At 40.7% G+C, this 25,649-nt stretch carries 37 protein-coding genes; 35 read left to right on the forward strand and 2 right to left on the reverse strand.

Annotated features, from left to right (window positions below):
- Positions 1–76 precede the first annotated feature (76 nt).
- Positions 77–1,294, forward strand: coding sequence for a DUF998 domain-containing protein (locus HMPREF0549_RS02280; RefSeq protein WP_003716643.1), 1,218 nt, complete (start codon positions 77–79; stop codon positions 1,292–1,294).
- Here the strand turns inward: HMPREF0549_RS02280 and HMPREF0549_RS09275 are convergent.
- Entirely contained in the window at positions 1,250–1,936 is a 687-nt protein-coding gene (locus HMPREF0549_RS09275) for a prepilin peptidase (RefSeq protein ID WP_003716644.1), read from the reverse strand. The genes HMPREF0549_RS02280 and HMPREF0549_RS09275 overlap by 45 nt on opposite strands.
- Before the next feature lie 266 nt (positions 1,937–2,202).
- Here HMPREF0549_RS09275 and rpsL point away from each other — a divergent pair, with 266 nt between their 5' ends.
- From rpsL to HMPREF0549_RS02310, 5 genes are all read left to right on the forward strand, one after another.
- Positions 2,203–2,622 (forward strand): 30S ribosomal protein S12, encoded by a 420-nt coding sequence (gene rpsL / locus HMPREF0549_RS02290; protein ID WP_040530789.1) that lies wholly within the window; start codon positions 2,203–2,205, stop codon positions 2,620–2,622.
- A gap of 21 nt (positions 2,623–2,643) precedes the next feature.
- The gene (gene rpsG, locus HMPREF0549_RS02295; RefSeq protein ID WP_003716646.1) at positions 2,644–3,114 is read left to right on the forward strand and encodes a 30S ribosomal protein S7; all 471 of its coding nucleotides are present in this window, start codon (positions 2,644–2,646) and stop codon (positions 3,112–3,114) included.
- Between the two features lie 138 nt (positions 3,115–3,252).
- Positions 3,253–5,337, forward strand: a complete 2,085-nt coding sequence (fusA, locus tag HMPREF0549_RS02300; protein ID WP_003716647.1) for an elongation factor G — start codon at positions 3,253–3,255, stop codon at positions 5,335–5,337.
- Positions 5,338–5,492: 155 nt separating this feature from the next.
- Positions 5,493–6,833 (forward strand): guanine deaminase, encoded by a 1,341-nt coding sequence (gene guaD, locus HMPREF0549_RS02305; RefSeq protein ID WP_003716648.1) that lies wholly within the window; start codon positions 5,493–5,495, stop codon positions 6,831–6,833.
- A 12-nt stretch (positions 6,834–6,845) separates the two neighbouring features.
- Entirely contained in the window at positions 6,846–8,171 is a 1,326-nt protein-coding gene (locus HMPREF0549_RS02310; RefSeq protein WP_003716649.1) for a uracil-xanthine permease family protein, read from the forward strand.
- A 53-nt stretch (positions 8,172–8,224) separates the two neighbouring features.
- On the opposite strand, the gene HMPREF0549_RS02315 is transcribed toward HMPREF0549_RS02310, so the two are convergent.
- A complete protein-coding gene (locus HMPREF0549_RS02315; RefSeq protein ID WP_040530792.1) occupies positions 8,225–11,116 on the reverse strand; it encodes a YfhO family protein in 2,892 nt (963 codons plus the stop codon).
- A gap of 344 nt (positions 11,117–11,460) precedes the next feature.
- Between HMPREF0549_RS02315 and rpsJ the strand changes: the two genes are divergently transcribed.
- From rpsJ to rplQ, 29 genes are all read left to right on the forward strand, one after another.
- A complete protein-coding gene (gene rpsJ, locus HMPREF0549_RS02320; RefSeq protein ID WP_003716651.1) occupies positions 11,461–11,769 on the forward strand; it encodes a 30S ribosomal protein S10 in 309 nt (102 codons plus the stop codon).
- A gap of 38 nt (positions 11,770–11,807) precedes the next feature.
- Positions 11,808–12,470 (forward strand): 50S ribosomal protein L3, encoded by a 663-nt coding sequence (rplC, locus tag HMPREF0549_RS02325; RefSeq protein WP_003716652.1) that lies wholly within the window; start codon positions 11,808–11,810, stop codon positions 12,468–12,470.
- Between the two features lie 22 nt (positions 12,471–12,492).
- Complete coding sequence (rplD, locus tag HMPREF0549_RS02330) at positions 12,493–13,116, forward strand: 50S ribosomal protein L4 (protein ID WP_003716653.1); 624 nt, start codon at positions 12,493–12,495, stop codon at positions 13,114–13,116.
- Positions 13,116–13,409 carry a 50S ribosomal protein L23 gene (gene rplW / locus HMPREF0549_RS02335; RefSeq protein ID WP_003716654.1) on the forward strand — a complete coding sequence of 98 codons (294 nt, stop codon included), beginning with the start codon at positions 13,116–13,118 and terminating at the stop codon, positions 13,407–13,409. Before rplD ends, rplW begins: the two co-directional genes overlap by 1 nt.
- A gap of 25 nt (positions 13,410–13,434) precedes the next feature.
- Positions 13,435–14,280 (forward strand): 50S ribosomal protein L2, encoded by an 846-nt coding sequence (gene rplB / locus HMPREF0549_RS02340; RefSeq protein WP_040530795.1) that lies wholly within the window; start codon positions 13,435–13,437, stop codon positions 14,278–14,280.
- A gap of 40 nt (positions 14,281–14,320) precedes the next feature.
- Complete coding sequence (rpsS, locus tag HMPREF0549_RS02345) at positions 14,321–14,596, forward strand: 30S ribosomal protein S19 (RefSeq protein WP_003716656.1); 276 nt, start codon at positions 14,321–14,323, stop codon at positions 14,594–14,596.
- Positions 14,597–14,614: 18 nt separating this feature from the next.
- On the forward strand, positions 14,615–14,962 hold the full coding sequence (rplV, locus tag HMPREF0549_RS02350) for a 50S ribosomal protein L22 (protein ID WP_003716657.1): 348 nt from the start codon (positions 14,615–14,617) through the stop codon (positions 14,960–14,962).
- Positions 14,963–14,974: 12 nt separating this feature from the next.
- Positions 14,975–15,634 carry a 30S ribosomal protein S3 gene (gene rpsC, locus HMPREF0549_RS02355; protein WP_003716658.1) on the forward strand — a complete coding sequence of 220 codons (660 nt, stop codon included), beginning with the start codon at positions 14,975–14,977 and terminating at the stop codon, positions 15,632–15,634.
- 2 nt (positions 15,635–15,636) lie between these two features.
- The gene (rplP, locus tag HMPREF0549_RS02360) at positions 15,637–16,071 is read left to right on the forward strand and encodes a 50S ribosomal protein L16 (RefSeq protein ID WP_003716659.1); all 435 of its coding nucleotides are present in this window, start codon (positions 15,637–15,639) and stop codon (positions 16,069–16,071) included.
- Positions 16,061–16,267: a 50S ribosomal protein L29 gene (gene rpmC, locus HMPREF0549_RS02365; protein WP_003716660.1), complete on the forward strand. Its 207-nt coding sequence runs from the start codon at positions 16,061–16,063 to the stop codon at positions 16,265–16,267. Before rplP ends, rpmC begins: the two co-directional genes overlap by 11 nt.
- A gap of 25 nt (positions 16,268–16,292) precedes the next feature.
- Entirely contained in the window at positions 16,293–16,559 is a 267-nt protein-coding gene (gene rpsQ / locus HMPREF0549_RS02370; RefSeq protein WP_003716661.1) for a 30S ribosomal protein S17, read from the forward strand.
- A gap of 64 nt (positions 16,560–16,623) precedes the next feature.
- Positions 16,624–16,992, forward strand: a complete 369-nt coding sequence (gene rplN, locus HMPREF0549_RS02375; protein ID WP_003716662.1) for a 50S ribosomal protein L14 — start codon at positions 16,624–16,626, stop codon at positions 16,990–16,992.
- Positions 16,993–17,026: 34 nt separating this feature from the next.
- Positions 17,027–17,335: a 50S ribosomal protein L24 gene (gene rplX, locus HMPREF0549_RS02380; RefSeq protein ID WP_003716663.1), complete on the forward strand. Its 309-nt coding sequence runs from the start codon at positions 17,027–17,029 to the stop codon at positions 17,333–17,335.
- A gap of 30 nt (positions 17,336–17,365) precedes the next feature.
- On the forward strand, positions 17,366–17,908 hold the full coding sequence (gene rplE / locus HMPREF0549_RS02385; protein WP_003716664.1) for a 50S ribosomal protein L5: 543 nt from the start codon (positions 17,366–17,368) through the stop codon (positions 17,906–17,908).
- Positions 17,909–17,923: 15 nt separating this feature from the next.
- On the forward strand, positions 17,924–18,109 hold the full coding sequence (locus tag HMPREF0549_RS02390) for a type Z 30S ribosomal protein S14 (protein WP_003716665.1): 186 nt from the start codon (positions 17,924–17,926) through the stop codon (positions 18,107–18,109).
- 30 nt (positions 18,110–18,139) lie between these two features.
- Positions 18,140–18,538 carry a 30S ribosomal protein S8 gene (rpsH, locus tag HMPREF0549_RS02395; protein WP_040530800.1) on the forward strand — a complete coding sequence of 133 codons (399 nt, stop codon included), beginning with the start codon at positions 18,140–18,142 and terminating at the stop codon, positions 18,536–18,538.
- 29 nt (positions 18,539–18,567) lie between these two features.
- Complete coding sequence (gene rplF, locus HMPREF0549_RS02400; RefSeq protein ID WP_003716667.1) at positions 18,568–19,104, forward strand: 50S ribosomal protein L6; 537 nt, start codon at positions 18,568–18,570, stop codon at positions 19,102–19,104.
- Positions 19,105–19,169: 65 nt separating this feature from the next.
- Entirely contained in the window at positions 19,170–19,526 is a 357-nt protein-coding gene (gene rplR / locus HMPREF0549_RS02405; protein ID WP_040530802.1) for a 50S ribosomal protein L18, read from the forward strand.
- A gap of 22 nt (positions 19,527–19,548) precedes the next feature.
- Positions 19,549–20,058: a 30S ribosomal protein S5 gene (rpsE, locus tag HMPREF0549_RS02410; protein ID WP_003716669.1), complete on the forward strand. Its 510-nt coding sequence runs from the start codon at positions 19,549–19,551 to the stop codon at positions 20,056–20,058.
- Between the two features lie 14 nt (positions 20,059–20,072).
- The gene (rpmD, locus tag HMPREF0549_RS02415; RefSeq protein ID WP_003716670.1) at positions 20,073–20,255 is read left to right on the forward strand and encodes a 50S ribosomal protein L30; all 183 of its coding nucleotides are present in this window, start codon (positions 20,073–20,075) and stop codon (positions 20,253–20,255) included.
- A gap of 32 nt (positions 20,256–20,287) precedes the next feature.
- On the forward strand, positions 20,288–20,722 hold the full coding sequence (rplO, locus tag HMPREF0549_RS02420; protein WP_003716671.1) for a 50S ribosomal protein L15: 435 nt from the start codon (positions 20,288–20,290) through the stop codon (positions 20,720–20,722).
- Positions 20,723–22,045: a preprotein translocase subunit SecY gene (secY, locus tag HMPREF0549_RS02425; protein ID WP_003716672.1), complete on the forward strand. Its 1,323-nt coding sequence runs from the start codon at positions 20,723–20,725 to the stop codon at positions 22,043–22,045.
- A gap of 5 nt (positions 22,046–22,050) precedes the next feature.
- The gene (locus HMPREF0549_RS02430) at positions 22,051–22,701 is read left to right on the forward strand and encodes an adenylate kinase (RefSeq protein WP_278557020.1); all 651 of its coding nucleotides are present in this window, start codon (positions 22,051–22,053) and stop codon (positions 22,699–22,701) included.
- A gap of 129 nt (positions 22,702–22,830) precedes the next feature.
- Positions 22,831–23,049: a translation initiation factor IF-1 gene (infA, locus tag HMPREF0549_RS02435; RefSeq protein ID WP_040530804.1), complete on the forward strand. Its 219-nt coding sequence runs from the start codon at positions 22,831–22,833 to the stop codon at positions 23,047–23,049.
- A gap of 35 nt (positions 23,050–23,084) precedes the next feature.
- Positions 23,085–23,204 carry a 50S ribosomal protein L36 gene (gene rpmJ / locus HMPREF0549_RS02440; protein ID WP_003714521.1) on the forward strand — a complete coding sequence of 40 codons (120 nt, stop codon included), beginning with the start codon at positions 23,085–23,087 and terminating at the stop codon, positions 23,202–23,204.
- A 31-nt stretch (positions 23,205–23,235) separates the two neighbouring features.
- Positions 23,236–23,601 carry a 30S ribosomal protein S13 gene (rpsM, locus tag HMPREF0549_RS02445; protein WP_003716675.1) on the forward strand — a complete coding sequence of 122 codons (366 nt, stop codon included), beginning with the start codon at positions 23,236–23,238 and terminating at the stop codon, positions 23,599–23,601.
- A gap of 33 nt (positions 23,602–23,634) precedes the next feature.
- On the forward strand, positions 23,635–24,024 hold the full coding sequence (gene rpsK / locus HMPREF0549_RS02450) for a 30S ribosomal protein S11 (RefSeq protein WP_003716676.1): 390 nt from the start codon (positions 23,635–23,637) through the stop codon (positions 24,022–24,024).
- 82 nt (positions 24,025–24,106) lie between these two features.
- Positions 24,107–25,051, forward strand: a complete 945-nt coding sequence (locus HMPREF0549_RS02455) for a DNA-directed RNA polymerase subunit alpha (RefSeq protein ID WP_003716677.1) — start codon at positions 24,107–24,109, stop codon at positions 25,049–25,051.
- A 34-nt stretch (positions 25,052–25,085) separates the two neighbouring features.
- Positions 25,086–25,469: a 50S ribosomal protein L17 gene (gene rplQ, locus HMPREF0549_RS02460; protein ID WP_003716678.1), complete on the forward strand. Its 384-nt coding sequence runs from the start codon at positions 25,086–25,088 to the stop codon at positions 25,467–25,469.
- Positions 25,470–25,649 lie beyond the last annotated feature (180 nt).

Raw genomic sequence — 25,649 nt, forward strand, 5'->3', positions numbered from 1 at the left:
AAATAATGAAGAAGAACGATAGGTAGGGGAACTATGGCTAAGGGGCTATGGTTCTTCGTTATTTTTGGGAGAGAAAATGTCAAAGAAATATACTATTGAGATTCCGGAATCTGCAATGAAGAAAACGGGATTCACAGCAAATGAACAACTAGAACTAAATGTTAACCATAATGAAATTACGATTAGGCCGTCACGAGTAACAGATCAGTTGCCAAAAATTAGATTGTATTGGTATATTTTGCCAGCATTGGTTTTAACAATTGTCTTTTTTGCTTTCTGCCGTAACCAGCACATGAAGACAGTCCCAATTACTGGTGACTATTCGATTGCTTATGGTTCGATGCTATTAAGCTTGGTAAGCGGCTTGCTTGTTTTTGTGATTACCTTTATTGTCACAAAATTGCAAAATAATGGGCCAACGAGAAATATTTATTGGCGAAGCTTACCAGTAATTACAATTGCTTATGGATTAATTATTGCCTTTTCATTTTCAGCCTTTTTCTTGTTATTAGAGAAGCTATTTACAGATGCTCGATTCGATATTTATACTTCGACAACCTTTGTTTTTGTGATTATTGCCGCTATTAATTACTTGACAATTAATCTTGCGTTAACCCTCTCTTCGGCAATTATTACTAACTTGTTGACGATAATGATCATTGGCGGAATGCTATTTTCGATGTTAACTAATTCCACTCGCGATTGGTGGAAATATAACTTTAGCTTTTTGGGAACCTCACAAAACTCAGCGAACTTACAGTTTAACGTGACCTTAATATTTTCGGGACTACTAATGATGGCGTTAGTTGATTATCTTTTTGTTAATCTCCAACAAAAGTATCCGGGAATTAAAACTCAATTGTTACGGTGGCTATTGTATGGTGAAGCAGCTTGTATCGCAGCAATTGGCTTATTCCCTAACGATCCCAAATTTCATGTTCTGCATGACCGAATTTCAATGTGGTTAGTTTATATTATGTTAATTTTGATTGTTGCTATTCGCTGGATTCTTGCAGAAGTTACCAGACAATTCTTAGTCACTTCTTACGTGATTGGGGCGGTAATGGGAGCAGAATATATTGTCTTTAAACTGGCTAATTATTTGTCGTTAACGGCATTTGAACTGATCGAATTTGCTCTTTCATTTTCTTGGTTATTGCTGTTACTACAAAATATTGAAAACCTTGCTCAATATGGCGAACAGCTATTTCTTGTTAAAATAAAAAATAATTCAACAGAAGACGAGACACTAGTCGGAACAGAAAAGCAGCCTCAGGATGAAGCCAAGCGCTAATCCAGGAATGAGGGGCACCTTGCTGTTCCTTTTTATTAAGGCTGGAATTAGTGTTAGCAGGCAGCCAATTAAAACAATTTGTGCTGTTAATTCCCAGCCCCCTATTAAGTCGGTTACAAGGATGAATTCAATATCGCCTGTTCCCAGCCCCTTGGTAATATGCTGTAATCCCAAAAGAAAGAGTCCGATTATAACTAACTCAACCGTGACTTTGCCGATTGATAATGATTGGCGGGGAAGAACTAAAAGAAGGGGAAGCAACCCAATTAATGCGATTGGGTAGATTACCTGGCTAACGAAATCGGTTGTTGAAAGGTATAAAAGTGTAAGAATAACAATGGCAAAGATCAGGTTATGGTACCAGGAGGAAGTGAACGTCCAAGCCGTGACGAGAATAATCGTGAGTTCTGATAACGGAAAGAATGGTGAAATCTTGGCGTCACACCAATGGCAATGTCCCCGTTGAATGATAAAGCCCAGGATGGGAATAAGTTGCCACCAACTGAGAGGATGATGGCAATTATCACAAACAGAATGCTTTGGCGACCATGGCAATTGGTTATTAAGCTGCCGCTGACCACAGAGGGTAACAAAAGAAGCCAGGGTAGTAAGAATGGCACAATTAATAAATGTAAAAAACATTAGTATCATCTCCAGAAACTGTCTCTATAGATCCATAACGTAAAAATCACGAAATGATCTTTAGAAAAGTTAACAAGACCTCGTTGACATTAACAGAAGACCGTGATAGTCTATTAAAGGTGCTTTTTATAGCAACGTCGGTGTCTGTCGTTGGGCAGACTTTGCGTCAACGAAGGCACATAATTTAATAACATCCAAGCACTTTTTTTATTCATGAAAAAGAACCACCTGGATGTGTGGACTTAAAACTAGGAAGGGGAAAAATTATGCCAACCATTAACCAATTGGTACGTAAAGGCCGGAAGAGCCACAAGGGCAAGTCAAAGTCACCAGCTCTTGGATATGTTTACAACACATTTAAGAAGGAAGAAGTTAAGACTCCATCACCACAAAAGCGTGGAGTTGCTACCCGTGTCGGTACTATGACACCTAAGAAGCCTAACTCAGCTTTGCGGAAGTACGCTCGTGTACGTCTTTCAAACTTGATTGAAGTTACTGCTTACATCCCTGGTATTGGTCACAACCTCCAAGAACACTCAGTTGTTTTAATTCGTGGTGGTCGTGTTAAGGATTTGCCTGGGGTTCGTTACCACATCGTTCGTGGTACTCTTGATACTGCCGGTGTTGAAGGACGGATGCAATCACGTTCTAAGTACGGTACCAAGAAGCCTAAGGACAAGAAGTAAAATATTAGGAGGGATTAAGTAATGCCACGTAAAGGACATGTACAAAAGCGTGAAATTTTACCAGATCCAATGTACAACTCAAAGTTGGTTACCAGCTTGATTGACCACTTGATGATCGATGGTAAGCGCGGAACTGCTACTAAGATTTTGTATGCAGCATTTGATGAAATTAAGAATGAAACAGGTAACAACCCTGTAGAAGTTTTCGAACAAGCTATGGAAAACGTTATGCCTGTTCTTGAAGTTAAGGCTCGTCGTGTTGGTGGTTCAAACTACCAAGTTCCAATCGAAGTTCGTCCAGAACGTCGGACCACTTTAGGTCTTCGTTGGATTGTTCAATACGCACGGTTGCGTGGTGAACACACAATGGTTGAACGTCTTGCACGTGAAATCATCGATGCTTCAAACAACACTGGTGCCTCAGTTAAGAAGCGTGAAGATACTCACCGTATGGCTGAAGCCAACCGTGCTTTCGCACACTACCGCTGGTAATCACTGCGAATTGAAACCGGTTGTCTAACCAGTTACAATATAGGGGTGACGTAGATTATTTGAATAACCGTCATCCCTTTTTCTAAATAAAGTTTGATTTTGAAATAACCATATTCTGGAAGGAGATACACTTTTAAGATGGCTAACAAACGTGAATACCCTCTTGACAAGACTCGTAACATCGGTATCATGGCCCACATCGATGCCGGTAAGACGACTGCCACTGAACGGATTCTTTACTACACTGGTAAGATTCACAAGATTGGTGAAACCCACGATGGTGCTTCACAAATGGACTGGATGGATGAAGAAAAGGAACGTGGTATCACTATCACTTCCGCAGCCACTACTGCCGTTTGGAAGGATTACCGGATTAACATTATCGATACCCCAGGACACGTGGACTTCACTGTCGAAGTTGAACGTGCACTTCGGGTTCTTGATGGTGCCGTAACTGTTCTTGATGCCCAAGCCGGGGTTGAACCACAAACCGAAACTGTTTGGCGTCAAGCTGATGACTTTAACGTTCCACGGATTGTGTTTGCTAACAAGATGGATAAAGTTGGTGCCAACTTTGACTACTCAGTTCAAACTATTAAGGATCGTTTGAACGTTACCCCATTGCCAATCCAAATGCCAATTGGTGCCGAAGATACTTTCTCTGGTGTCGTTGACTTGGTTAAGATGGTTGCTTATGTTTATGACGAAGATAAGCTTGGTACTAACTGGGACACTGTTGATATTCCTGATGATATGAAGGAAGAAGCACAAAAGCGTCACGATGCCTTGATCGAAACCTTAGCTGACATTGATGACAACATCATGGAAAAGTACCTTGAAGGTGACGAAATTTCCGTTGACGAAATTAAGGCTGCTATTCGTAAGGGTACTTTGGAACAAAAGCTCTTCCCTGTATTAGCTGGTTCAGCTTATAAGGATAAGGGTATCCAAATGATGCTTGATGCTGTTATTGATTACTTACCATCACCACTTGATGTTAAGCCATTCGTTGCTCACGATGCTGATGGTAATGAAGTTGAATTGACTGCCGGTGATAATAAGCCATTTGCTGCTTTGGCATTTAAGATTGCTACTGACCCATTCGTTGGTCGTTTAACATTCTTACGGGTTTACACTGGTTCACTTCAATCAGGTTCATACGTTCTTAACGCAACTAAGGACAAGCGTGAACGGATTGGTCGTTTGCTTCAAATGCACTCCAACCAACAACACGAAATTCCAGAAGTATTCTCTGGTGATATTGCTGCTGCTATTGGTTTGAAGAACACTACTACTGGTGATTCATTAACTGATCCTGATCACCCACTTCAACTTGAATCAATGGACTTCCCTGACCCAGTTATCCAAGTTTCTGTTGAACCTAAGTCAAAGGCTGACCAAGACAAGATGGACAAGGGTCTCCAAAAGTTGGCTGAAGAAGATCCAACCTTTAAGGCTGAAACTAACCCAGAAACTGGTGAAACTTTGATCGCCGGAATGGGTGAACTTCACTTGGACATCATTGTTGAACGTCTCCGTCGTGAATTCCACGCCGAAGTTACTGTTGGTAAGCCACAAGTTTCCTACCGTGAAGCATTTACTAAGAAGGTATCTGCACAAGGTAAGTTTGTTCGTCAATCTGGTGGTAAAGGTCAATACGGTGATGTATGGATCGAATTCACACCACTTGAAGAAGGTAAGGGCTTTGAATTCGAAGATGCCATTGTTGGTGGTGTTGTTCCTCGTGAATTCATTCCTGCCGTTGAACAAGGTTTGAAGGAAGCTATGCAAAACGGTGTATTAGCAGGCTACCCACTTGTTGATATGCACGCTAAGCTTTACGATGGTAGTTACCACGAAGTCGACTCTAGTGAAGCCGCCTTCAAGGTTGCTGCATCACTTGCATTAAAGAACGCTGCTAAGAAAGCAGATCCAGTTATCCTCGAACCTATTATGAAGGTTGACATCGTTGTTCCTGAAGAAAACATGGGTGACGTTATGGGTCAAGTTACTGCTCGTCGTGGTACCATTGATGGTATGGAAGAACGTGGTAACGCTCAACAAATCCACTCATTTGTTCCACTTTCAGAAATGTTCGGTTATGCTACTGCCCTTCGTTCTGCTACCCAGGGTCGTGGTACCTTCACTATGACTTTCGATCATTACTCAGCTGTTCCTAAGTCAGTTCAAGAAAAGATCATTAAGGAAAGCGGCAATAACTAATCATTATTGTTAATTAACCTTAGAAGGGGCCTGAAGACGAATTAGTCTTCAGGCCCTTTTCCTATCCTTTAAATAAAAACGAATTATTAAGTATTTACATTTAAAATAGTTCGTGTTAACCTAATGATACAAATTTATTGAAAGGAAATAATTTGATGGAGAACATCGTTATTCACGGAACTTACTTTACATTTAAAAATGTGAATGAAGTAGAATCCCATGAAGATCATTTAATTTGTATTGATCGTAGTGGAACCATAACACGAACATTGTCGCCAGTTGATGCTGAGTATTCACAAATACTAAATGATGCTCGACAAGCGGGGCGATTAATTGAGTTAAAGCCTAACCAATACTTATTACCAGGTTTCATTGATCTTCATGTCCATGCTCCACAATGGCCTCAAGCAGGATTAGCACTTGACTTACCGTTGGCCGATTGGTTGAATCACTATACTTTTCCGTTAGAAGCTAAGTTTGCCGATTCTTACTATGCTCGTCGTGTTTATCAAGATTTTGTCCATCAATTGCTTAGTCATGGTACTACTACTGCAATGATGTTTGGGACGATTCATAACGATGCTAATGTAGAATTAGCACGTCAATCTGTTACACAAGGCTTACGTGCGTTTGTTGGCCAAGTTGTCATGGATAATCCGGAACAAACACCGGATTATTATCGCAACCAATCATCGGTAAGTGCTCTTCATGCAACGGAGCAATTTATTAAAGAGATATTTGAATTAGCAAAGAAGACTTCATCAACAGTGGTTCCGGTTATTACACCACGGTTTGTGCCGAGCTGTACGGACGAAGCATTAACTGGTCTTGGTCAGCTTGCCAAACAGTATGATTTACCGGTTCAGTCTCATTTAAGTGAAAGTAATTGGGAACATGGATACGCAATTAAGCGATTTGGCATTCATGATACGGCTGTAATGGATCATTTTCACCTATTAACAGAAAAATCAGTAATGGCTCATGGAACCCAGCTAACTAGTGATGACTTAACGACCCTTCGCCAAAGAGGAACCACGATTGCCCATTGCCCAATTTCAAATGTTTATTTTGGGAATGGGGTTTTAGCGGTTAAAAAATTGTTAGCCTATGGAAACAGCGTTGGCTTAGGGAGCGATATTTCAGGGGGCTATTCGCCAAGTCTTTACCATAATATTCGGCAAGCAATTAAGTCTTCACAGATGCTTACGGATGGGGTTGATAGTTCGCTAGCAACGGCAACTCGTGGTGTTAAAGACTCACGAATAACAATGGCAAATGCATTTTACTTGGCGACTGTTGGCGGGGCTAAAGCTCTTCAACTAAAGGTTGGGAAAATTGCTCCAGGCTTTCAAGCTGACTTTCAGATTGTCAATGGACATCAGCCATTAATGAAACTATCAATTGCTGATGTTTTTCAGCGATTAATGTATCAAACCGAACAACAAGATATTCAAAGTGTTTATGTTGCTGGTAAAAGGGTTTATGAAAGAGAGTAGGAGGATAACTTAATGGATGAAAAAGCACAATTATTGATTGGACCCGATGAAAAGGTTCCAACCGGGGAAGCAGTATTACTTGGTTTACAACACGTTTTGGCAATGGACGTTTATGTTCCGCCAATTATTCTTGGTGGACTATTGGCAATGGGGGCAGCTGATTCCACGGGATTGCTCCAAGCAACGTTTTTAGCCTGTGGGATTGGTACAATCTTACAAACGGCTTACTTTATGAAAATGCCCGTTTCTCAAGGACCATCATTCGTTCCCTTAACTGCGGCTGCTGGGGTTGTTCTTGCTATTGGCGGCCTTCATGGTGGTGGGATGTCAACATTAATGGGTGCACTACTTGTCGGTGCAATTTTGTTAATCCTGCTTGGGCTAAGCGGCTTCTTCCAAAAAATTATTAACCGTTTAGTTCCAGCTGTTGTTGGTGGGACAATTATTACTTGCGTTGGTTTATCACTAATTCCTTCAGCATTGAACGATAATATCTTTGAGGCTAAAGGTGATGTTTACCAAAACATGGAATTAGCAGGAATTACCGCTGCTATCTTAATTGTTTGTGTAGCAATCAGTATTCGTTTCCCTAAGGTTCAAAAGTTATTTAAGACTGGTTCAATTGTAATTGCCTTGTTAGTCGGAACTGCAATTAGTGCTTCAATGGGACGTTTTGATGCTTCATCCGTTGCAGCAGCCCCATGGTTTAGTCTTCCTCAACGAACAATTTTTCACTGGGGAATCCACTTTGATATGACTGCAATTTTTACCTTCATTATTATTTATGCAATTTTAACTACTGAAACTACCGGGACCTGGTTTGCAATGGGTGCCGTAACAAATCATGAAATTACTGATAAGCAATGGAACCGGGGAATTATTGGTGAAGGCCTTAGTTGTTTAATTGCTACGATTACCGGGACAACACCTGTTACGGGATACTCTACAAATGCTGGAATTATTTCAATCACTGGTGTTGCCAGTAAGATTGTGTTTGTCGCCGCTGGGGTATGGTTCATTATCTTGGGATTCTGTACAAAGCTTTCAGCCTTTCTTGCAGCTATTCCGGCTCCAGTAATTGGTGGGGTTTTCGCTATCATTACTGTGACAATTATGTTAAATGGGTTAAATGTTATCCGAAACTTAAAGGTCCGAGAAAGTGACCTCTACATCATCGGATTGCCAATTGTGATTACGATTGCTTTAGTGTTAATTCCGCAAAAAATTGTTCATGGGGCACCCCAAATGGTTCAATACCTTCTTGGTTCACCAGTTGCAATGGCAGCAATTACGGCAATTGTTCTTAACCTCATAATGCCAAAGCGGGCTAAAATTTAATTTATTCTCAAAAAGCTCCCTAGCGTCTAAATGACGTTGGGAGCCTTTTCTAGTTATTTTTTTCGGTTAAACATAATTAGTGAGATCAAAGCAGCTACTAGCGTCCAGATTAAACCAGCGATGCTTACGATTAAGCCAGGACGGAAGCCAGGTAATTGATAAGTGAACTTTATCTGGTGTGTACCGGCCGAAAGCGGAATTCCTAGGAATGCTTGGTTGGTTCTAACTGTTTTAACGGCTTTACCGTTTACGGTTGCCCGCCAACCACTTGAGTACGGAATTGAGGAGGTAAGGATTCCCTTTCTGCTAGTACTGATTGTGCCTTGAATTTGATTCCGACCAAACTTGATATTCTGCAAACCATGCTTCTTAATGTTTGCCAATTGATTTTGGTAATGATCATCAAGCTTTTCAGCAACTACCTGGTACTTTAATTGATAAGTACCAAGTTTTGTTGGTTGAAACGAAAGATGATCTGGAAGACCACCAGCATAGTAGCCAATATTCAACGTTGAATTTTTAACTTGCTTAAAGAATGAAAGGGTACTTTGCTTTGGTTGATTAATTGTTGCGGTACCAAAGCGGCTGCCAACGTTAATCTTAAAGCTAATATCAGGTGAACCATTAAGAACATGATAGCGCCAATAACGATACTGATTATATTTATAATTAACGCTACTGCCAGGATTAGTTGCCATCTGTTGGAGGTGTTTCTGCTCATATTTGAGCTGCTCCTTCATTGAAAATGGGGTGAACTTAATTTGACTAAACTCAATGTGAAGTTCAGATCCACGAAGTTTTCGTCTAAAAGTAGAGTTTGTTAATTGCGGCAGCTCAATCCGGTATTTCTCCTCGCTATCCGTATACTTTAAGTTTTTGGGGTTAACCTTATTCAACCGGTTTGATATTAAATTGCTTTTTAACTTATAGACGTGGTTATTAAGATTTGCGGCTTTCATTCCCTTAGTAACGTTTTCATGGTTAACCACCACCCCACTTGCCAGTGCTCGCTCCTTCTCGGTAGGGGATAACTTGTGGTAACGTTTCTGACTAATGTAGCTATCTTGCCAGTAAATTAGTGGGAAAGCATTATTTGATTTATAGCGGTTTGTCTGGGTAGGAATAAAGTCTTTTTTGTCCTTGATATTGCTTGGCTGGCCAGAATCGTAATTAATAATGGGGGTAGATGATTGATCCAGAAAATAACCAGCAGGAATCTTGGTAGCATTTTCACCATCACTCTGAACAAATAAGTACTTAACGCCTAAAAAGTTATTAAGAACCGTCCGATCATCAACTTGACGAAGGGGGACGTTTGCTTGGTACTGGTTATTTTGCAAGCTTGTACTGAAATCACCTAAATATTGATTTTGCAGTGAATAATATGAATCAATATTATGAAGTCCAGAAGTAAGATCGTTATCAATAGTTGGAACATCAATGATTTGATTTTGGCTAATTGTTGATACCCGGTAAGTAGGGGTACGAGTCAAATCTTTGTCAAGTCCTCCATAACGCATTGCCATCATTTGCTGGTATTGTCCACGGTTAAGCATCTTAGTACTGAAATCCCCATTAAACGGAAATGATGCGTAGATTGCGTTGAATCCTGCGTTAAGAACGATAATTCCAAAAAGCCAAAGCTGGGGATAGCTAAGACGATGAAAGTTAATCAACCAGAGAAGGAGTAATGAAGTTATAAGAAAAAGGAGGGGGATAATGATATCATTTTCGCTTTCAAAGAGAAATGTAACGAGAAGAACCACTACATAAATTCCCGTTGCGGAAGAAATAATTTTTAGCGAGTGGTGAGAGAGTGAGGTAGCATTTTCAACTAATAGGCAAATTGCCATTGCTAAGGGAAGGTAGATTAAGAGGGTCCAGCGATTCGAAGCAGCCATCATTCCGTTAAAGGCTGCACCAACAGCAGGAATGAGGAGCATGATAAGGGCAAGGCTAAGGCTAATTGTGATTAATGGGTACTTTTTAGCATGAATATAGACATAGACAAGGGCAATGAAACCGATAGAAACAATTCCCAAAGCACTCCAAAACATAAAGGACCATTGATCACCGTTGATTAACTGTTTCGGTAAGAAGAGATAGTAGTATAGCGGGTAAACCTTTAAGCCATTTGCAAATTGTGCCCCAAGCCGAGTTGAATGACTAACAGCAATCAGCTCTGGGATCCACATAATGGCTGATAAGAGCAGACTTGTAATGGTAGCAAAGGCTAACTTAATAAATACTTGGAGATAATTAAGAACCCTTAAGTACTTGGTCGTAACACGAAGAATAAGGTAGATTAATGAACCGATCCCGAGAATAAATGCCAGATAGTAGTTACTAATGAGCATCCATGTGAAAGCACCAGTTAATGGCCATGCAGAGCCACCCTGTAAAATTCGTTCAATTTGAACCACGATTAATGGAAAAAGAATAAAGGGTGTTGTAAAAAACGGTTGGGCAACGCAAGCATATAATAGGAAAGAATTTACTAGATAAGCAGTTGTTCCTGCGAGAATGGTTGTATTCTTAAATTTGAAATGCTGCGCAAAATAAACAAAGGAGAGACCGACACAGTACATCCGAATAATGCTAATGAACTGGTAAGCTCGGGTAATTTCACGTGCCGGAAAGAGCAGTGCCAAATAGGAAAAAATATCTCCAATATTATAATAGGAAAAGACTTGGAAAGTATCTGATCCTAATCCAAATTGCCAGGACCAAAAATTAAGCTTTCCAGGGTGATGAAGAAAATTAACCACTGCTTGACGGTACTGGGCTAAAAGAGGAAGGTGCTGATTTAAAGCATCCTTACTCCAGATAATACTATGACCAGTTACTAAATATGTCCCGAAAATACATAAAGCAAGGAATAAAAAGAGAACTGTGTATTCGAGGTATAGTTTAGTGACGTTTTTTTTCTTAAACGAAAACTCCATAAGTAACTCCTTGATAAATAAATGTACAATGATCATATTTTAGCATTTGTTAGTACAAACACGACAAAAACTAAAAAATATTGCAGAAAAATTTCGTGACTGCAATCAACTTGTAAAGAAAAAAGTGAAATTAATTTCTCAAAAAGGTTGATATAACAATCATTCTTTAGTATTATGGATAGGTGCTTGAGTTCAAGAGGTATATTTTGTATACCCCCAAACGAAATTAAGCTGCGAAGCGATGATGCGGAAGGTTGCGACACACCCGGCCGCTTTGCCACAGGATGTGGCGGTAATTTCCGCGGAGCTAGTCAAATTTTAAATCTGACGAAGGAGGGAATATAATGGCAAAACAAAAGATTCGTATTCGGTTAAAGGCTTATGAACACCGTATCCTTGATCAATCAGCAGACAAGATTGTTGAAACTGCAAAGCGTACAGGTGCTCAAATTTCAGGTCCTATCCCGTTGCCAACTGAACGGACTATTTACACTGTTCTCCGTTCACCACATAAGTTTAAGAAGTCTCGGGAACAATTTGAAATGCGCACTCACAAGCGTTTGATTGATATCGTTGATCCAACACCAAAGACTGTTGATTCACTTATGAAGCTCGATCTTCCAAGTGGTGTTGATATCGAAATTAAGTTGTAATTATATTTTTAAATTAAATTATTTTAGGAGGTGTACTCATGGCCAAAGGAATCTTAGGTAAAAAGGTTGGGATGACTCAAGTTTTTACTGACAACGGTGAATTAGTACCAGTTACTGTTATTGATGTAACGCCAAACGTTGTTATGCAAATTAAGACCGTTGAAAACGATGGTTACAATGCCGTTCAACTTGGTTTTGACGACAAGCGTGAAATCTTGAGTAACAAGCCTGAACAAGGTCATGCAGCAAAAGCAAACACGACCCCTAAGCGCTTCATCGGTGAAATCCGTGACGCTGAATTAGGGGATGACATCAAGGTTGGAGACGAAGTTAAGGCTGATGTCTTCAATGAAGGTGAAACTGTCGACGTTACGGGTGTTACAAAGGGTCATGGTTACCAAGGTAACATTCACAAGGACAACCAATCACGTGGACCAATGTCACACGGTTCTCGTTATCACCGTCGTCCAGGTTCATTAGGACCAATTATTAACCGTGTCTTCAAGGGAATGAAGTTACCAGGTCGTATGGGTGGCAAGACTGTCACTATGCAACACCTTGAAGTGGTTAAGGTTGATCTTGATAACAATGTTCTTTTAATTAAGGGTAACGTTCCTGGTGCTAACAAGTCATACGTTACTATTAAGAATTCTGTGAAGGCTAACACTAAGAAGAGCCTGAGCAAGCAACACAACAAATAATTAAGAAAGGAGGAAGTTAATAATGACTAGCGTTAATTTGTACAAGCAAGATGGTAGCCAAAACGGTACTATCGATTTGAATGCTGATATTTTCGGTATTGAACCAAATGAAAATGCTGAGTTTGAAGCCATTCTTCGTCAACGTGCTTCAATGCGTCAAGGTACTCATGCCGTAAAGAACCGTTCAGCTGTTAGCGGTGGTGGTAAGAAGCCATGGCGTCAAAAGGGTACTGGTCGTGCTCGTCAAGGTTCAATCCGTTCACCACAATTCCGTGGTGGTGGTATTGTCTTCGGCCCAACTCCACGTTCTTACAAGTACAGCCTTCCTCGCAAGGTTCGTCAACTTGCTATTAAGTCTGCCCTTTCTCAAAAGGTTCTCGACAACGCTTTAGTTGTTGTTGATGCATTAAACTTTGATGCACCAAAGACTAAGGAATTTGCAGGAGTTATGGATAACCTTAAGGTTGCCGAAAAGGTACTGGTTGTTGTTACTGATGATGACAAGAACGCTGCTTTGTCTGCTCGCAACTTGGCAAATGCCACTGTTGTTACACCAGCTGGTGTTAACATCTTAAGTGTTGTTGACAGTCAAAAGATTGTCATCACTAAGTCAGCTCTTTCTCAAGTAGAGGAGGTGCTCGCATAATGGAAGCACGCGAAGTTATCTTACGTCCAGTAGTTACTGAAGCTTCAATGGCTGGTATGGACGACAAGCGTTACACATTCGATGTTGATTTACGAGCAACTAAGACACAAGTAAAGAATGCTGTTGAAGAAATCTTTGGTGTTAAGGTTGTTAAGGTAAACATCATGAACTTAAAGGGTAAGAAGAAGCGTCAAGGCCGTTACGTTGGTTACACTAAACGTCGTCGTAAGGCTATTGTTACTTTATCTGCCGACTCAAATGAAATTAAGCTGTTTAATGACAGCGAAAACTAATCATTAGAAAAAGGAGGAAAACATAGTGGGAATTCGTAAGTACAAACCTACTACTAACGGTCGCCGTAATATGAACGGTTATGACTTTGCAGAAATTACAAAGTCAGCTCCAGAAAAGTCATTATTGGCTCCTTTGAAGCACAAGGCTGGTCGTAACAGCTACGGTCACATTACTGTTCGTCACCGTGGCGGTGGTGTAAAACGTCAATACCGTATCGTTGACTTCAAGCGGATTAAGGATAATGTACCTGCAACCGTAAAGGCAATTGAATATGATCCAAACAGGACTGCAAACATTGCTTTACTTGGTTATGCTGATGGTACTAAGTCATACATCTTGGCTCCAAAGGGCCTTAAGGTTGGTATGACTGTTCAATCTGGTCCAGATGCTGATATCAAGGTTGGTAATGCTCTTCCATTAAAGAATATTCCAGTTGGTACAGTTATTCACAACATTGAATTAAAGCCAGGCAAGGGTGGTCAATTAGCTCGTTCAGCTGGTGCTTCTGCTCAATTACTTGGTAAGGAAGAAAAGTATGTACTTGTTCGTTTATCATCTGGTGAAGTTCGGATGGTTCTTGCAACTTGCCGTGCTACTATCGGTACTGTTGGTAATGATGAACATGCATTGCTGATTAAGGGTAAAGCTGGTCGTACTCGTTACGCTGGTCAACGTCCACACGTTCGTGGTTCTGTTATGAACCCTAATGATCACCCACATGGTGGTGGTGAAGGTAAGCAACCTGTTGGTTTACCATCTCCTCTGTCTCCATGGGGTAAGAAGACCGCTGGTAAGAAGACTCGTTCACACAAGGCTCGTTCAAACAAGTTCATTGTTCGTGGTCGGAAGCGCGGTCCACACACTCGTTAAGATTAAATATCGCTTAAATACCCGAGAGGAGGTACACTAAATGGGTCGTAGTTTGAAGAAGGGACCTTTCGCTGATGCTTCTCTATTAAAGAAGGTTAAGGAACAAGAAGGTTCTGATAAGAAGACTGTCATCAAGACATGGTCACGTCGTTCAACAATTTTCCCAAGTTTTATCGGTTATACTTTTGCTGTATATGATGGTCGTAAGCACGTGCCAGTTTACGTACAAGAAGATATGGTTGGTCATAAGCTTGGTGAATTTGTTCCAACACGGACTTTCCATGGTCACGCTACTGATGACAAGGCAACTAAGTAAGGAGGGTGAACAATAGACATGGCTGAAAACATTACATCCGCTAAGGCAACTGCTAAGATGGTTCGTGTTTCTGCACGTAAGGTTCGTCTTGTTTTAGACGCAATTCGCGGTAAAAGCGTTGCTGAAGCATTTGCTATTCTGAAGTTCACTCCTCGTGGTGCCGCTTCAGATGTTGAAAAAGTATTAAATTCTGCTGTTGCAAACGCTGAAAACAATTTTGACTTAGATCGTGCTTCACTTGTTGTTAGCGAAGCATTCGCAAACGAAGGACCAACCCTTAAGCGGTTCCGTCCACGTGCTAAGGGCTCCGCTTCACCAATTAACAAGCGGACTAGTCATATTACAGTGGTTGTTACAGAACGATAGGAGGAATGAATAGTGGGTCAAAAGATCAATCCTAATGGTTTTCGTGTTGGGGTCATTCGCGACTGGACTGCTAAGTGGTATGCAGAAAAAGATTTTGCAAACTACTTAAACGAAGACCTTCGGATCCGTAAGTACATTGAAAAGCGACTTGCTGATGCCTCAGTATCAACCGTTGAAATTGAACGTGCTGCTAACCGCGTAAACGTTTCAATTCATACTGCCAAGCCTGGTATGGTTATTGGTAAGGGTGGTTCAGAAGTTGAAGCACTTCGTAAGGAATTAAACAAGTTAACTGGTAAGCGTGTCCACATTAACATTGTGGAAATTAAGAAGCCAGACTTGGATGCTCACCTTGTTGGTGAAAGTATCGCTCGTCAATTGGAAGCACGTATCGCATTCCGTCGTGCAATGCGTGGTGCTATGCAACGTGCAATGCGTGCCGGTGCTAAGGGTATTAAAACTCAAGTTGCTGGTCGGTTGAATGGTGCAGATATGTCACGGGTTGAATCATACTCAGACGGAACTGTTCCTTTGCACACTTTGCGTGCCGACATTGATTACTCTTGGGATGAAGCAAATACTACATACGGTGTTCTTGGTGTAAAGACTTGGATTTACCGTGGTGAAGTTTTGCCAACCAAGAAGAACAACGATGAAGAAGGAGGGAAGTAAACATGCTAGTACCTAAGCGAGTTAAGCACCGTAAGGTTCAACGTGGCCACATGCGTGGTGAAGCCAAGGGTGGTAAGACTGTTTCATTCGGTGAGTTTGGTTTACAAGCATTGGATTCCCACTGGATTAGTAACCGTCAAATTGAAGCTGCTCGTATCGCTATTACCCGTTACATGAAGCGTGGTGGTAAGGTTTGGATTAAGATCTTCCCTCAACTTTCCTACACTAGCAAAGGTGTTGGTGTCCGGATGGGTAATGGTAAGGGTGCCCCAGAAGGATGGGTTGCCCCAGTTAAGCGTGGCAAGGTAATGTTCGAAGTAGCAGGTGTATCTGAAGAAACTGCTCGTGAAGCTTTACGTCTTGCCGGTCACAAGTTGCCAGTTCGCACTAAGATCGTAAAACGTGAGGAAGTAGGTGGACAATCTAATGAAAAGTAAAGATTACGTACAAGAACTGAATGGATTAACCACTGAGAAGCTACTTGACCGTGAAAAGGAACTGAAGGAGCAATTATTTAACTTACGTTTCCAATTAGCAACCGGCCAATTGGAAAACACTGCAAGTCTTAAGCAAGTACGCAAAGACATTGCCCGGGTTAAGACAGTTCTTCGTCAACAAGAATTAAATAAATAAAGAATACGAAAAGGAGGATTAGCGCATGAGTGAAGAACGTAATGCACGTAAGGTTTATCAAGGCCGCGTTGTTTCCGATAAAATGGATAAGACTATCACTGTTGTGATTGATACTTACAAGAGTGCCCCAATTTACGGCAAGCGTGTTAAGTATTCTAAGAAGTACTACGCACATGACGAAAACAACGAAGCTAAGACTGGCGACACTGTACAAATCATGGAAACACGTCCATTATCTGCAAAGAAGCGTTTCCGTCTTGTAAAGATTGTCGAAAAGGCTGCTACCCTTTAATTAGCAGACAACTCTAAATTTCGTATTCTAATTCTTATTCAAAGATGGAAGGAGGACATTAACCGTGATTCAACAAGAAAGTCGGTTGAAGGTCGCTGATAACTCCGGTGCCCGCGAAATCTTGGTAATCAAGATCTTAGGTGGTTCCCGAGTAAAAACAGGTAATATTGGTGATATTATTGTTGCTACTGTAAAGCAGGCAACACCAGGTGGCGTTGTCAAAAAGGGTGACGTTGTTAAGGCTGTTGTAGTACGGACTAAGCAAGGTCTACACCGTAAGGATGGTTCATACATCAAGTTTGATGAAAACGCTGCTGTTTTGATTAACAACGATAAGAGCCCTAAGGGTACCCGTATTTTTGGCCCAATTGCTCGTGAACTTCGTGGAGATGACTTCATGAAGATCGTTTCATTAGCTCCAGAAGTTCTGTAAGATTTACCCAAAAATAAGGAGGTGCACTATCAACATGTTCATTAAAACAGGTGACAAAGTTCGCGTTATCGCCGGTAAGGACAAGGGCAAGGAAGGTACTGTTAAAAAGACCATTGCTTCTGCAAACCGTGTGATCGTTGAAGGCATTAACATGGTTAAGAAACACCAAAAGCCAAGTAACTCAAACCCTAATGGTGGAGTTATTGATACTGAAGCTGCTATCAGTGCTTCAAATGTTATGCTGATTGATCCTTCTACTAACGAACCAACCCGTGTTGGTTTCAAGTTCGTTGATGGTAAGAAGGTTCGTTTTGCCAAGAAATCTGGCAAGACTATCGACTAAAATTAATTACGAAAGGAGGAATAACTTCCAATGGAAAATCGTTTGAAAGCTAAGTACGAAAGTGAAATCCGTCCAGCATTGATTGAAAAGTTTAACTATTCATCAATCATGCAAGCACCTAAGATTGACAAGATTGTCTTAAACATGGGTGTTGGTGACGCTACTACCAACTCAAAGAACCTTGATGAAGCCGTTGAAGAATTGGGATTGATTTCTGGACAAAAGCCTTTAATTACTAAGGCTAAGAAGTCAATCGCCGGCTTCCGTCTTCGTGAAGGAATGTCAATTGGTGCCAAGGTCACTTTACGTGGTGAACGCATGTATGATTTCTTGGATAAGTTGATTAATGTTTCATTACCTCGTGTTCGTGATTTCCATGGTGTAAGCAACAAGTCATTTGATGGCCGTGGTAACTACACTTTAGGTATTCGTGAACAATTAATCTTCCCTGAAATTGATTTTGATAAGGTTAACCGTGTTCGTGGTTTGGATGTTGTTATTGTTACAACTGCACAAACTGATGAAGAATCACACGAATTATTGGCTCAACTTGGTATGCCGTTCGCTAAATAAAGGAGGTTCCACAAATTGGCTAAAAAATCAATGATTGCTAAGTGCAACCGTCCAGCTAAGTTCTCAAGTCGTGAATACACACGTTGTGCACGTTGTGGACGTCCGCACTCAGTTTACCGTAAATTCCACTTATGCCGGCTTTGCTTACGAGAACTTGCCCACAAGGGACAAATTCCTGGTTTAAAGAAGGCTAGCTGGTAAACAAATCACCGACAAAGGAGGAAAACATCGATGTCTATGAGTGATCCAATCGCAGATTTCTTAACTCGTATTCGTAACGCTAATATGGCTCAACACGAATCAGTAGAAGCACCTGCATCAAAGATGAAGAAGGACATCGCCGAAATCTTAAAGAATGAAGGTTTCATTCGCGATGTTGAATACGTTGACGATAACAAGCAAGGCATCATTCGTGTCTTCTTAAAGTATGGTAACGATGGTCAACGGGTTATTTCCGGATTAAAGCGGATTTCTAAGCCTGGTCTTCGTACATACGTTAAGGCTGACGCAGTGCCAAAGGTTCTCAACGGATTAGGGATTGCCATTATCTCAACATCTGAGGGTGTTGTGACTGACAAGGTTGCTCGCGCCAAGAAAATTGGTGGCGAAGTTATCGCCTACATTTGGTAATTAATTAAATTAAGTTAGGAGGTGCAAGCATGAGTCGTATTGGTTACAAGGAAATTGATCTACCAGAAGGTGTAGAAATTTCTCAACAAGGTAATATTGTGACTGTAAAGGGTCCTAAGGGTACTTTAAGTCGCGAAATTTCACCATTGATCAAGATGAGCGTTGAAGGCAACGTTGTAAAATTTGATCGTGATGAAGATAGCAACCAAGTTAAGATGGTTCACGGAACAACCCGTGCAAACGTCAACAACATGGTTGAAGGTGTTGTTAATGGATTTAGTAAGACCTTGAAGCTTGTCGGTGTTGGTTACCGTGCTCAATTTAAGGGTAACAAGCTTATTTTGACTGTTGGTTACTCACAACCAGTTGAAATGGACAAGCCTGAAGATGTTGATATTAAGGTTCCTGACAACACTACTATTGAATTAAGCTCAATCAACAAGCAACACCTTGGTGATTTTGCTGCTTTAGTTCGTGCCGTTCGTTCACCTGAACCATACAAGGGTAAGGGTATTCGTTACGAAAACGAACACATTATTCGTAAGGAAGGTAAGACTGGTAAGTAATATTTGGTTACTAACTAGTTATTATCGACAAATTAAACTATATTTTATATTAAGAGGTGACTGTTGTGATTTCTAAACCAGATAAGAATAAGATCCGTCAACGTCGTCATATGCGCGTTCGCGGTAAGATTTCTGGTACTGCGGAGCGCCCACGCTTAAGTGTTTACCGTTCAAACAAAAACATTTACGCTCAATTAATTGATGACGTAAAGGGTGTGACGCTCGCAAGTGCCTCCACAATTGACAGTGAAGTTAGTGGAAAGAGCAAGACTGAACAAGCTAGTGGTGTTGGTGAATTAATTGCCAAGCGTGCTGCTGCAAAGAACATCACTAATGTTGTTTTTGATCGTGGTGGATACCTTTACCATGGTCGTGTTCAAGCATTAGCTGAAGCTGCTCGTGAAAACGGACTTAAATTCTAAAGAAAAGGAGGAATAACCTGCAATGACATCATCAGAATTCATTGATCCAGCAAAGTTGGACTTAGACGATCAAGTTGTTGCCATCAACCGGATTACCAAGGTTGTTAAGGGTGGTCGTCGGATGCGTTTTGCCGCTTTAGTAATTGTCGGCGATCGTAAGGGCCATGTTGGTTTTGGTACTGGTAAGGCTCAAGAAGTTCCTGAAGCTATTCGTAAGGCTCAAGCTGCTGCTGAAAAGAACCTGATCACTGTTCCTATCGTTGGTACTACTATTCCACACGAAGTTATCGGTACATACGGTGGTGGAAAGATTATGTTGAAGCCAGCCGTTGAAGGTTCCGGGGTTGCTGCCGGTGGTGCGGTCCGTAACGTTATGGACCTTGCTGGTGTAGCCGATGTTACTTCAAAGCGTCTTGGTTCAAACACTCCTGTTAACGTTGTTCGTGCAACATTCGAAGGTTTGAAGCAATTAAAGAGCGCTGAAGAAGTTGCTAAACTTCGTGGCGTTTCTGTAGACCACTTAGCAGAATAAGGAGGGCACTAATTATGGCTCAAGTTAAAGTTACTTTAATCCACAGTGTTGCCCACCGTCAGCCAACTCAACGCCGGACTGTTAAGGCTTTGGGTCTTGGTAAGATTAACAGTTCTGTTATCTTACCAGATAACGCTGCAACACGTGGCCAAATCTTTAAGATTGCTCACTTAGTTTCTATTGAAGAAGTTAAGTAATTACAACTAAATAATAAGGAGGTGCCTACTAAATGAAGTTAAACGAATTAAAACCTGCTGCAGGTTCTCGTTCAAAGCGTCTTCGTAAGGGTCGTGGCCTTTCATCAGGTCATGGTTTTACTTCTGGACGTGGTACTAAGGGTCAAAAGGCTCATGGTAAGACACGTTTAGGCTTTGAAGGGGGTCAAATGCCACTCTACCGGCAAATTCCAAAGCGTGGTTTCACTAATATTAACCGTAAGGAATATGCTATTGTTAACTTAAGTACGTTAGATCGGTTTGAAGATGGTACTGAAGTTACTCCACAATTATTGATGGAAAGTGGCATTGTTAAGAACTTGAAGAGCGGTGTTAAGGTTCTTGGTAACGGTAAGCTTACTAAGAAGTTAACTGTTAAGGCTAATAAGTTTTCTGCTTCAGCAGTGTCAGCTATCGAAGCTGCTGGCGGTAAAACTGAGGTGATGTAATTGTTTACAGCCGTCAAAAATGCATTTAAGGTTAAGGATATTCGTAAAAAAATATTCTTTACATTATTTGTATTAATTGTTTACCGGATTGGGGCGGCGATCACAGTTCCTGGTGTTAATGCTGCTGCTTTGCAGGAAATTTCATCGACTGGATTGGCTTCAATCCTTAATACCTTTAGTGGTGGTGGACTAGAAAATTACTCACTATTTGCGATGGGTGTTTCTCCATACATCACTGCACAAATTGTTGTTCAATTACTACAAATGGATATTGTTCCACGATTTGTTGAATGGAGTAAACAAGGTGAAGTTGGTCGGCGAAAGTTGAATCAAGCAACCCGATGGCTGACAATTGTTCTCGGATTTATTCAGTCAATCGGGATTACAGCAGGTTTTAATGCTTTAAGCTCGATAAAGCTTGTCAATCATCCAAATGTTACAACATACTTGACAATTGGATTAATTCTAACTGCAGGGACAATGTTTGCAACTTGGATGGGTGATATGATTACTGAGCGAGGATTAGGAAATGGGGTTTCCATGCTAATCTTCGCTGGTATTGTTGCTCAGATGCCAGGTGGTATTTACCAACTATGGCAAGACCAAATTGCTGGTGAATCTGGATCGGCACTTTGGATGGGAATCGGTTTTGTTGCCTTAGTAATAATTGCATTGATTATCATTGTTGCTTTTGTTACTTGGGTACAACAGGCTGAACGACGCTTACCAATTCAGTATACTCGACGGACTACCACTTCACCTGCTAGTAGTTACTTACCATTAAAGATTAACGTTTCTGGTGTTATTCCGGTTATTTTTGCTGGTTCATTCATTTCTACACCGCAAACAATCTTAATGGCATTCCAACAAAATCATGGTGGAGATACCTGGTACCAAGTGTTATCTACAATATTTAACATGCAGTCTGGACCAGGAATTACATTATATATTTTCTTAATTGTTGTATTTACCTTCTTCTATGCCTTTGTTCAAGTCAATCCAGAAAAGCTTGCGGAAAACTTGCAAAAACAAGGGAGTTATATTTCAGGAGTTCGTCCTGGAAAGGGTACTCAGCAATATATTTCAGCATTATTAATGCGGTTAAGTACTGTTGGTTCACTTTTCTTGGGATTGATTTCATTAATTCCATTAGTAGCCAGCAATGTATGGAACCTAAGTCAATCAATTGGATTAGGTGGTACTAGTTTACTGATTATTGTTCAAATTGCTCTTGACGTTGTCCGTCAATTAACTGGTTTGACAATGAAACGTGAATATATTGGATTTATTCGTGGACCAAGACCAGAAGGAGGAGAAGTATAATGACAATGAATCTTGTTTTAATGGGTTTGCCTGGTGCCGGTAAAGGTACACAAGCTCAAAAGATTGTTGAGGATTTTGATATTCCTCACATTTCTACCGGAGATATTTTCCGGGCAGCAATTAAGAATGAAACGCCAATGGGAATTGAGGCAAAGAAGTACATCGATAAGGGAGAACTTGTTCCTGATGAAGTTACCAATGGTATTGTTAAGGAACGTCTTTCGAAAGATGATACGGCAAAAGGCTTCATGTTAGATGGCTTCCCACGTAATCTTAACCAAGCAGCAGCATTGGATAAGATGTTGGCTGAAAGTAATCGACAACTAGATGCGGTTATCAATATTCACGTCGAACCAGATGTATTGGTAGAACGACTAAGTGGTCGATTTATCTGTCGTAATTGTGGTGCAACTTATCACCGAGTATACAACCCACCTAAGGTTGAAGGTACTTGTGATGTTTGTGGTCATCATGATTTTTATCAACGTGATGATGATAAACCTGAAACCGTAAAGAATCGGTTAGATGTTAACATCAAGTTAAATACACCACTGGTAGACTACTACCAAAAGAAAGGTGTTTTGTACACAATCGATGGTCAACAAGACATTGACAAGGTTTATGAAGATGTTAAAAAGGTATTAGATAACCTTTAAGCTGTTAAACCTTGCGAAGTTTACATAGTTATGCTAAACTTTGTAAGGTTTATATAGCTTACAGTGGGAAATGATGTCGTTTTCCACCGTTTTTACGTCATTTCTTGGTTATGCAAGGAGGAACCAATTGTGGCAAAAGCCGATGTGATTGAAGTTGAAGGTAAGATTACTGAAACCTTACCTAATGCGATGTTTAAAGTTGAATTGGAAAATGGTGCTGAAATTTTAGCACACGTTTCTGGTAAAATTCGGATGCACTACATTAAGATTTTACCTGGTGACCGTGTTAAGGTCGAAATGTCACCATATGATTTGACCAAGGGTCGGATTACCTTCCGGTTTAAGTAGTAATTAAACAGTAACTCTCTAGGAGGATTAATAAAATGAAAGTAAGACCATCAGTCAAGCGGATGTGCGAACACTGCAAGATCGTAAAGCGTCATGGACGTGTTATGGTTATTTGCTCTGCTAATCCAAAGCACAAGCAACGTCAAGGTAAGTAATTTATTTAAATAAGGATGGAGGTGTAAATAAATGGCTCGTATCGCAGGTGTCGATTTACCTCGTGACAAGCGAATCGTAATCGGCTTAACATACATTTACGGAATTGGTAACACACGTGCTCAAAAGATTTTGAAGGACGCTGGTGTTTCTGAAGATATTCGTGTTCGTGATTTAACTCCTGAACAAGAAGAACAAATCCGTACTCAAGTTGACCAATACCAAGTAGAAGGTGACTTACGTCGTGAAGTTACTTTGAACATTAAGCGGCTCCAAGAAATTGGTTCATACCGTGGAATGCGTCACCGTCGTGGTTTACCAGTTCGTGGTCAACACACTAAGAACAATGCACGTACTCGTAAGGGTAAGGCAGTTACTATTGCTAACAAGAAGAAGTAATCTATTTTAATATAAAGGAGGTTAGTACTTAATATGGCAACCAAAAAAGGTACGCGTAAGCGTCGTGCAAAAAAGAATGTTGAAACTGGTGTTGCTCACATTCACTCAACATTTAACAACACTTTGATCATGATTACCGATGTTCAAGGTAATGCTGTTGCTTGGTCATCAGCTGGTGTATTAGGCTTTAAGGGTTCACGGAAGTCAACTCCTTTCGCTGCTCAAATGGCTTCGGAAGCTGCTGCTAAGCAAGCTATGGAACACGGTATGAAGACTGTTGAAGTTGAAGTTAAGGGTCCAGGTTCTGGTCGTGAATCAGCTATCCGTGCTCTTCAAGCAACTGGTTTGGAAGTCACTGCTATTCGTGATGTTACTCCAGTTCCTCATAATGGTTCTCGTCCTCCAAAGCGTCGTCGTGTTTAATTGACATTGCTGGAGTTACGAATCCACCAATGGCCTTTTAGTCTAAAATACGAACTGCGTTTGAAAGGGGTACAGAGATAGAATGATTGAATTTGAAAAGCCAAACATTCACAAGGTTGAAGAAACTGATAGCTACGGTAAGTTCGTTGTTGAACCGCTCGAACGTGGTTATGGAACTACACTTGGTAATTCATTAAGACGAGTTTTACTAGCATCATTACCTGGTGCTGCCATCACTAGTATTCAAATTGATGGTGTTTTACATGAATTCAGTACTGTTGAAGGTGTTACTGAAGATGTAACTCAAATCATTTTGAACCTGAAGAAAGTTTCTCTAAAACTGGATTCAGAAGAACAAAAGGATCTTGAGATTGATGTTAAAGGTCCTGCTGAAGTTACCGCCGGTGATATTCAAGGCGATGGTGAAGTTGAGGTTCTTAACCCTGACTTATACATTGCTACCGTTGCAGATGGTGCCGAACTGCACATCAAGATGACTGCTGACAAGGGTCGTGGTTATCTTTCTGCAAATGATAACAAAGCTCGAATGGATGATCTCGCAATTGGTGTATTGCCAATTGACTCCATTTATACCCCGATTGAACGTGTTAACTACACAGTTGAAAATGCTCGGGTTGGTCAACGTAATGATTACGATAAGCTAACCTTAGATGTTTGGACTGATGGTTCATTAACACCGACCGAAGCTGTTAGCTTGGGTGCTAAGATTTTAACGGAACACTTGGCAATGTTTGTCAACCTTACTGAAGAGGCTCAAAATGCACAAGTGATGGTTGAAAAGGAAGAAACCCATAAAGAAAAAATGCTTGAAATGACAATTGAAGAACTTGATCTTTCAGTTCGTTCATACAACTGTCTTAAGCGTGCGGGTATCAATACCGTTAAGGAATTGACTGATCGGACCGAAGCTGACATGATGAAGGTACGGAACTTAGGCCAAAAGTCACTTGAAGAAATTAAGTTGAAATTAAACGATCTCGGCGTTTCATTCCGTCAAGATGATTAATTAATCAAACCAATGGAAAAGGAGGGACAACTTCATGAGTTACCGTAAATTAGGACGTACAAGTTCACAACGTAAGGCTTTATTACGTGATTTAACTACTGATTTAATTGTTAATGGTCGGATTACTACTACCGAGGCTCGTGCTAAGGAAGTTCGTAAGACTGCTGATCAAATGATTACCCTTGCAAAGCGTGGCGATTTAGCTTCACGTCGTAAGGCAGCTGCTTTTGTTCGGAACGTTGTTGCTGATGTTAAGGAAGATGGCGACAACATCCGTATTCAATCTGCTCTTCAAAACTTGTTTGAAGAATTAGCACCTAAGTATGCTGAACGTAATGGTGGTTACACACGGATTTTGAAGACTATGCCTCGTCGTGGTGACGGTGCTAAGATGGTTATCTTAGAATTCGTTGACTAACATTTCGTTAATCAAAAGTTTATTAATACGTAATAAAGAATCACTATCATTGAAGTATAGAGTGTTATGATGGTGGGATTATTCCCTAGTCTAGCTTGAATGCGGATTAACCGTGCACTTCTCTGGTAAGTGATTTTTTATTTTTAAATTCTTTTGCTTTCTCTGTTAAAATAATAAGTA

The sequence above is a fragment of the Limosilactobacillus vaginalis DSM 5837 = ATCC 49540 genome (genome assembly GCF_000159435.1).
Lineage (GTDB): Bacteria > Bacillota > Bacilli > Lactobacillales > Lactobacillaceae > Limosilactobacillus > Limosilactobacillus vaginalis.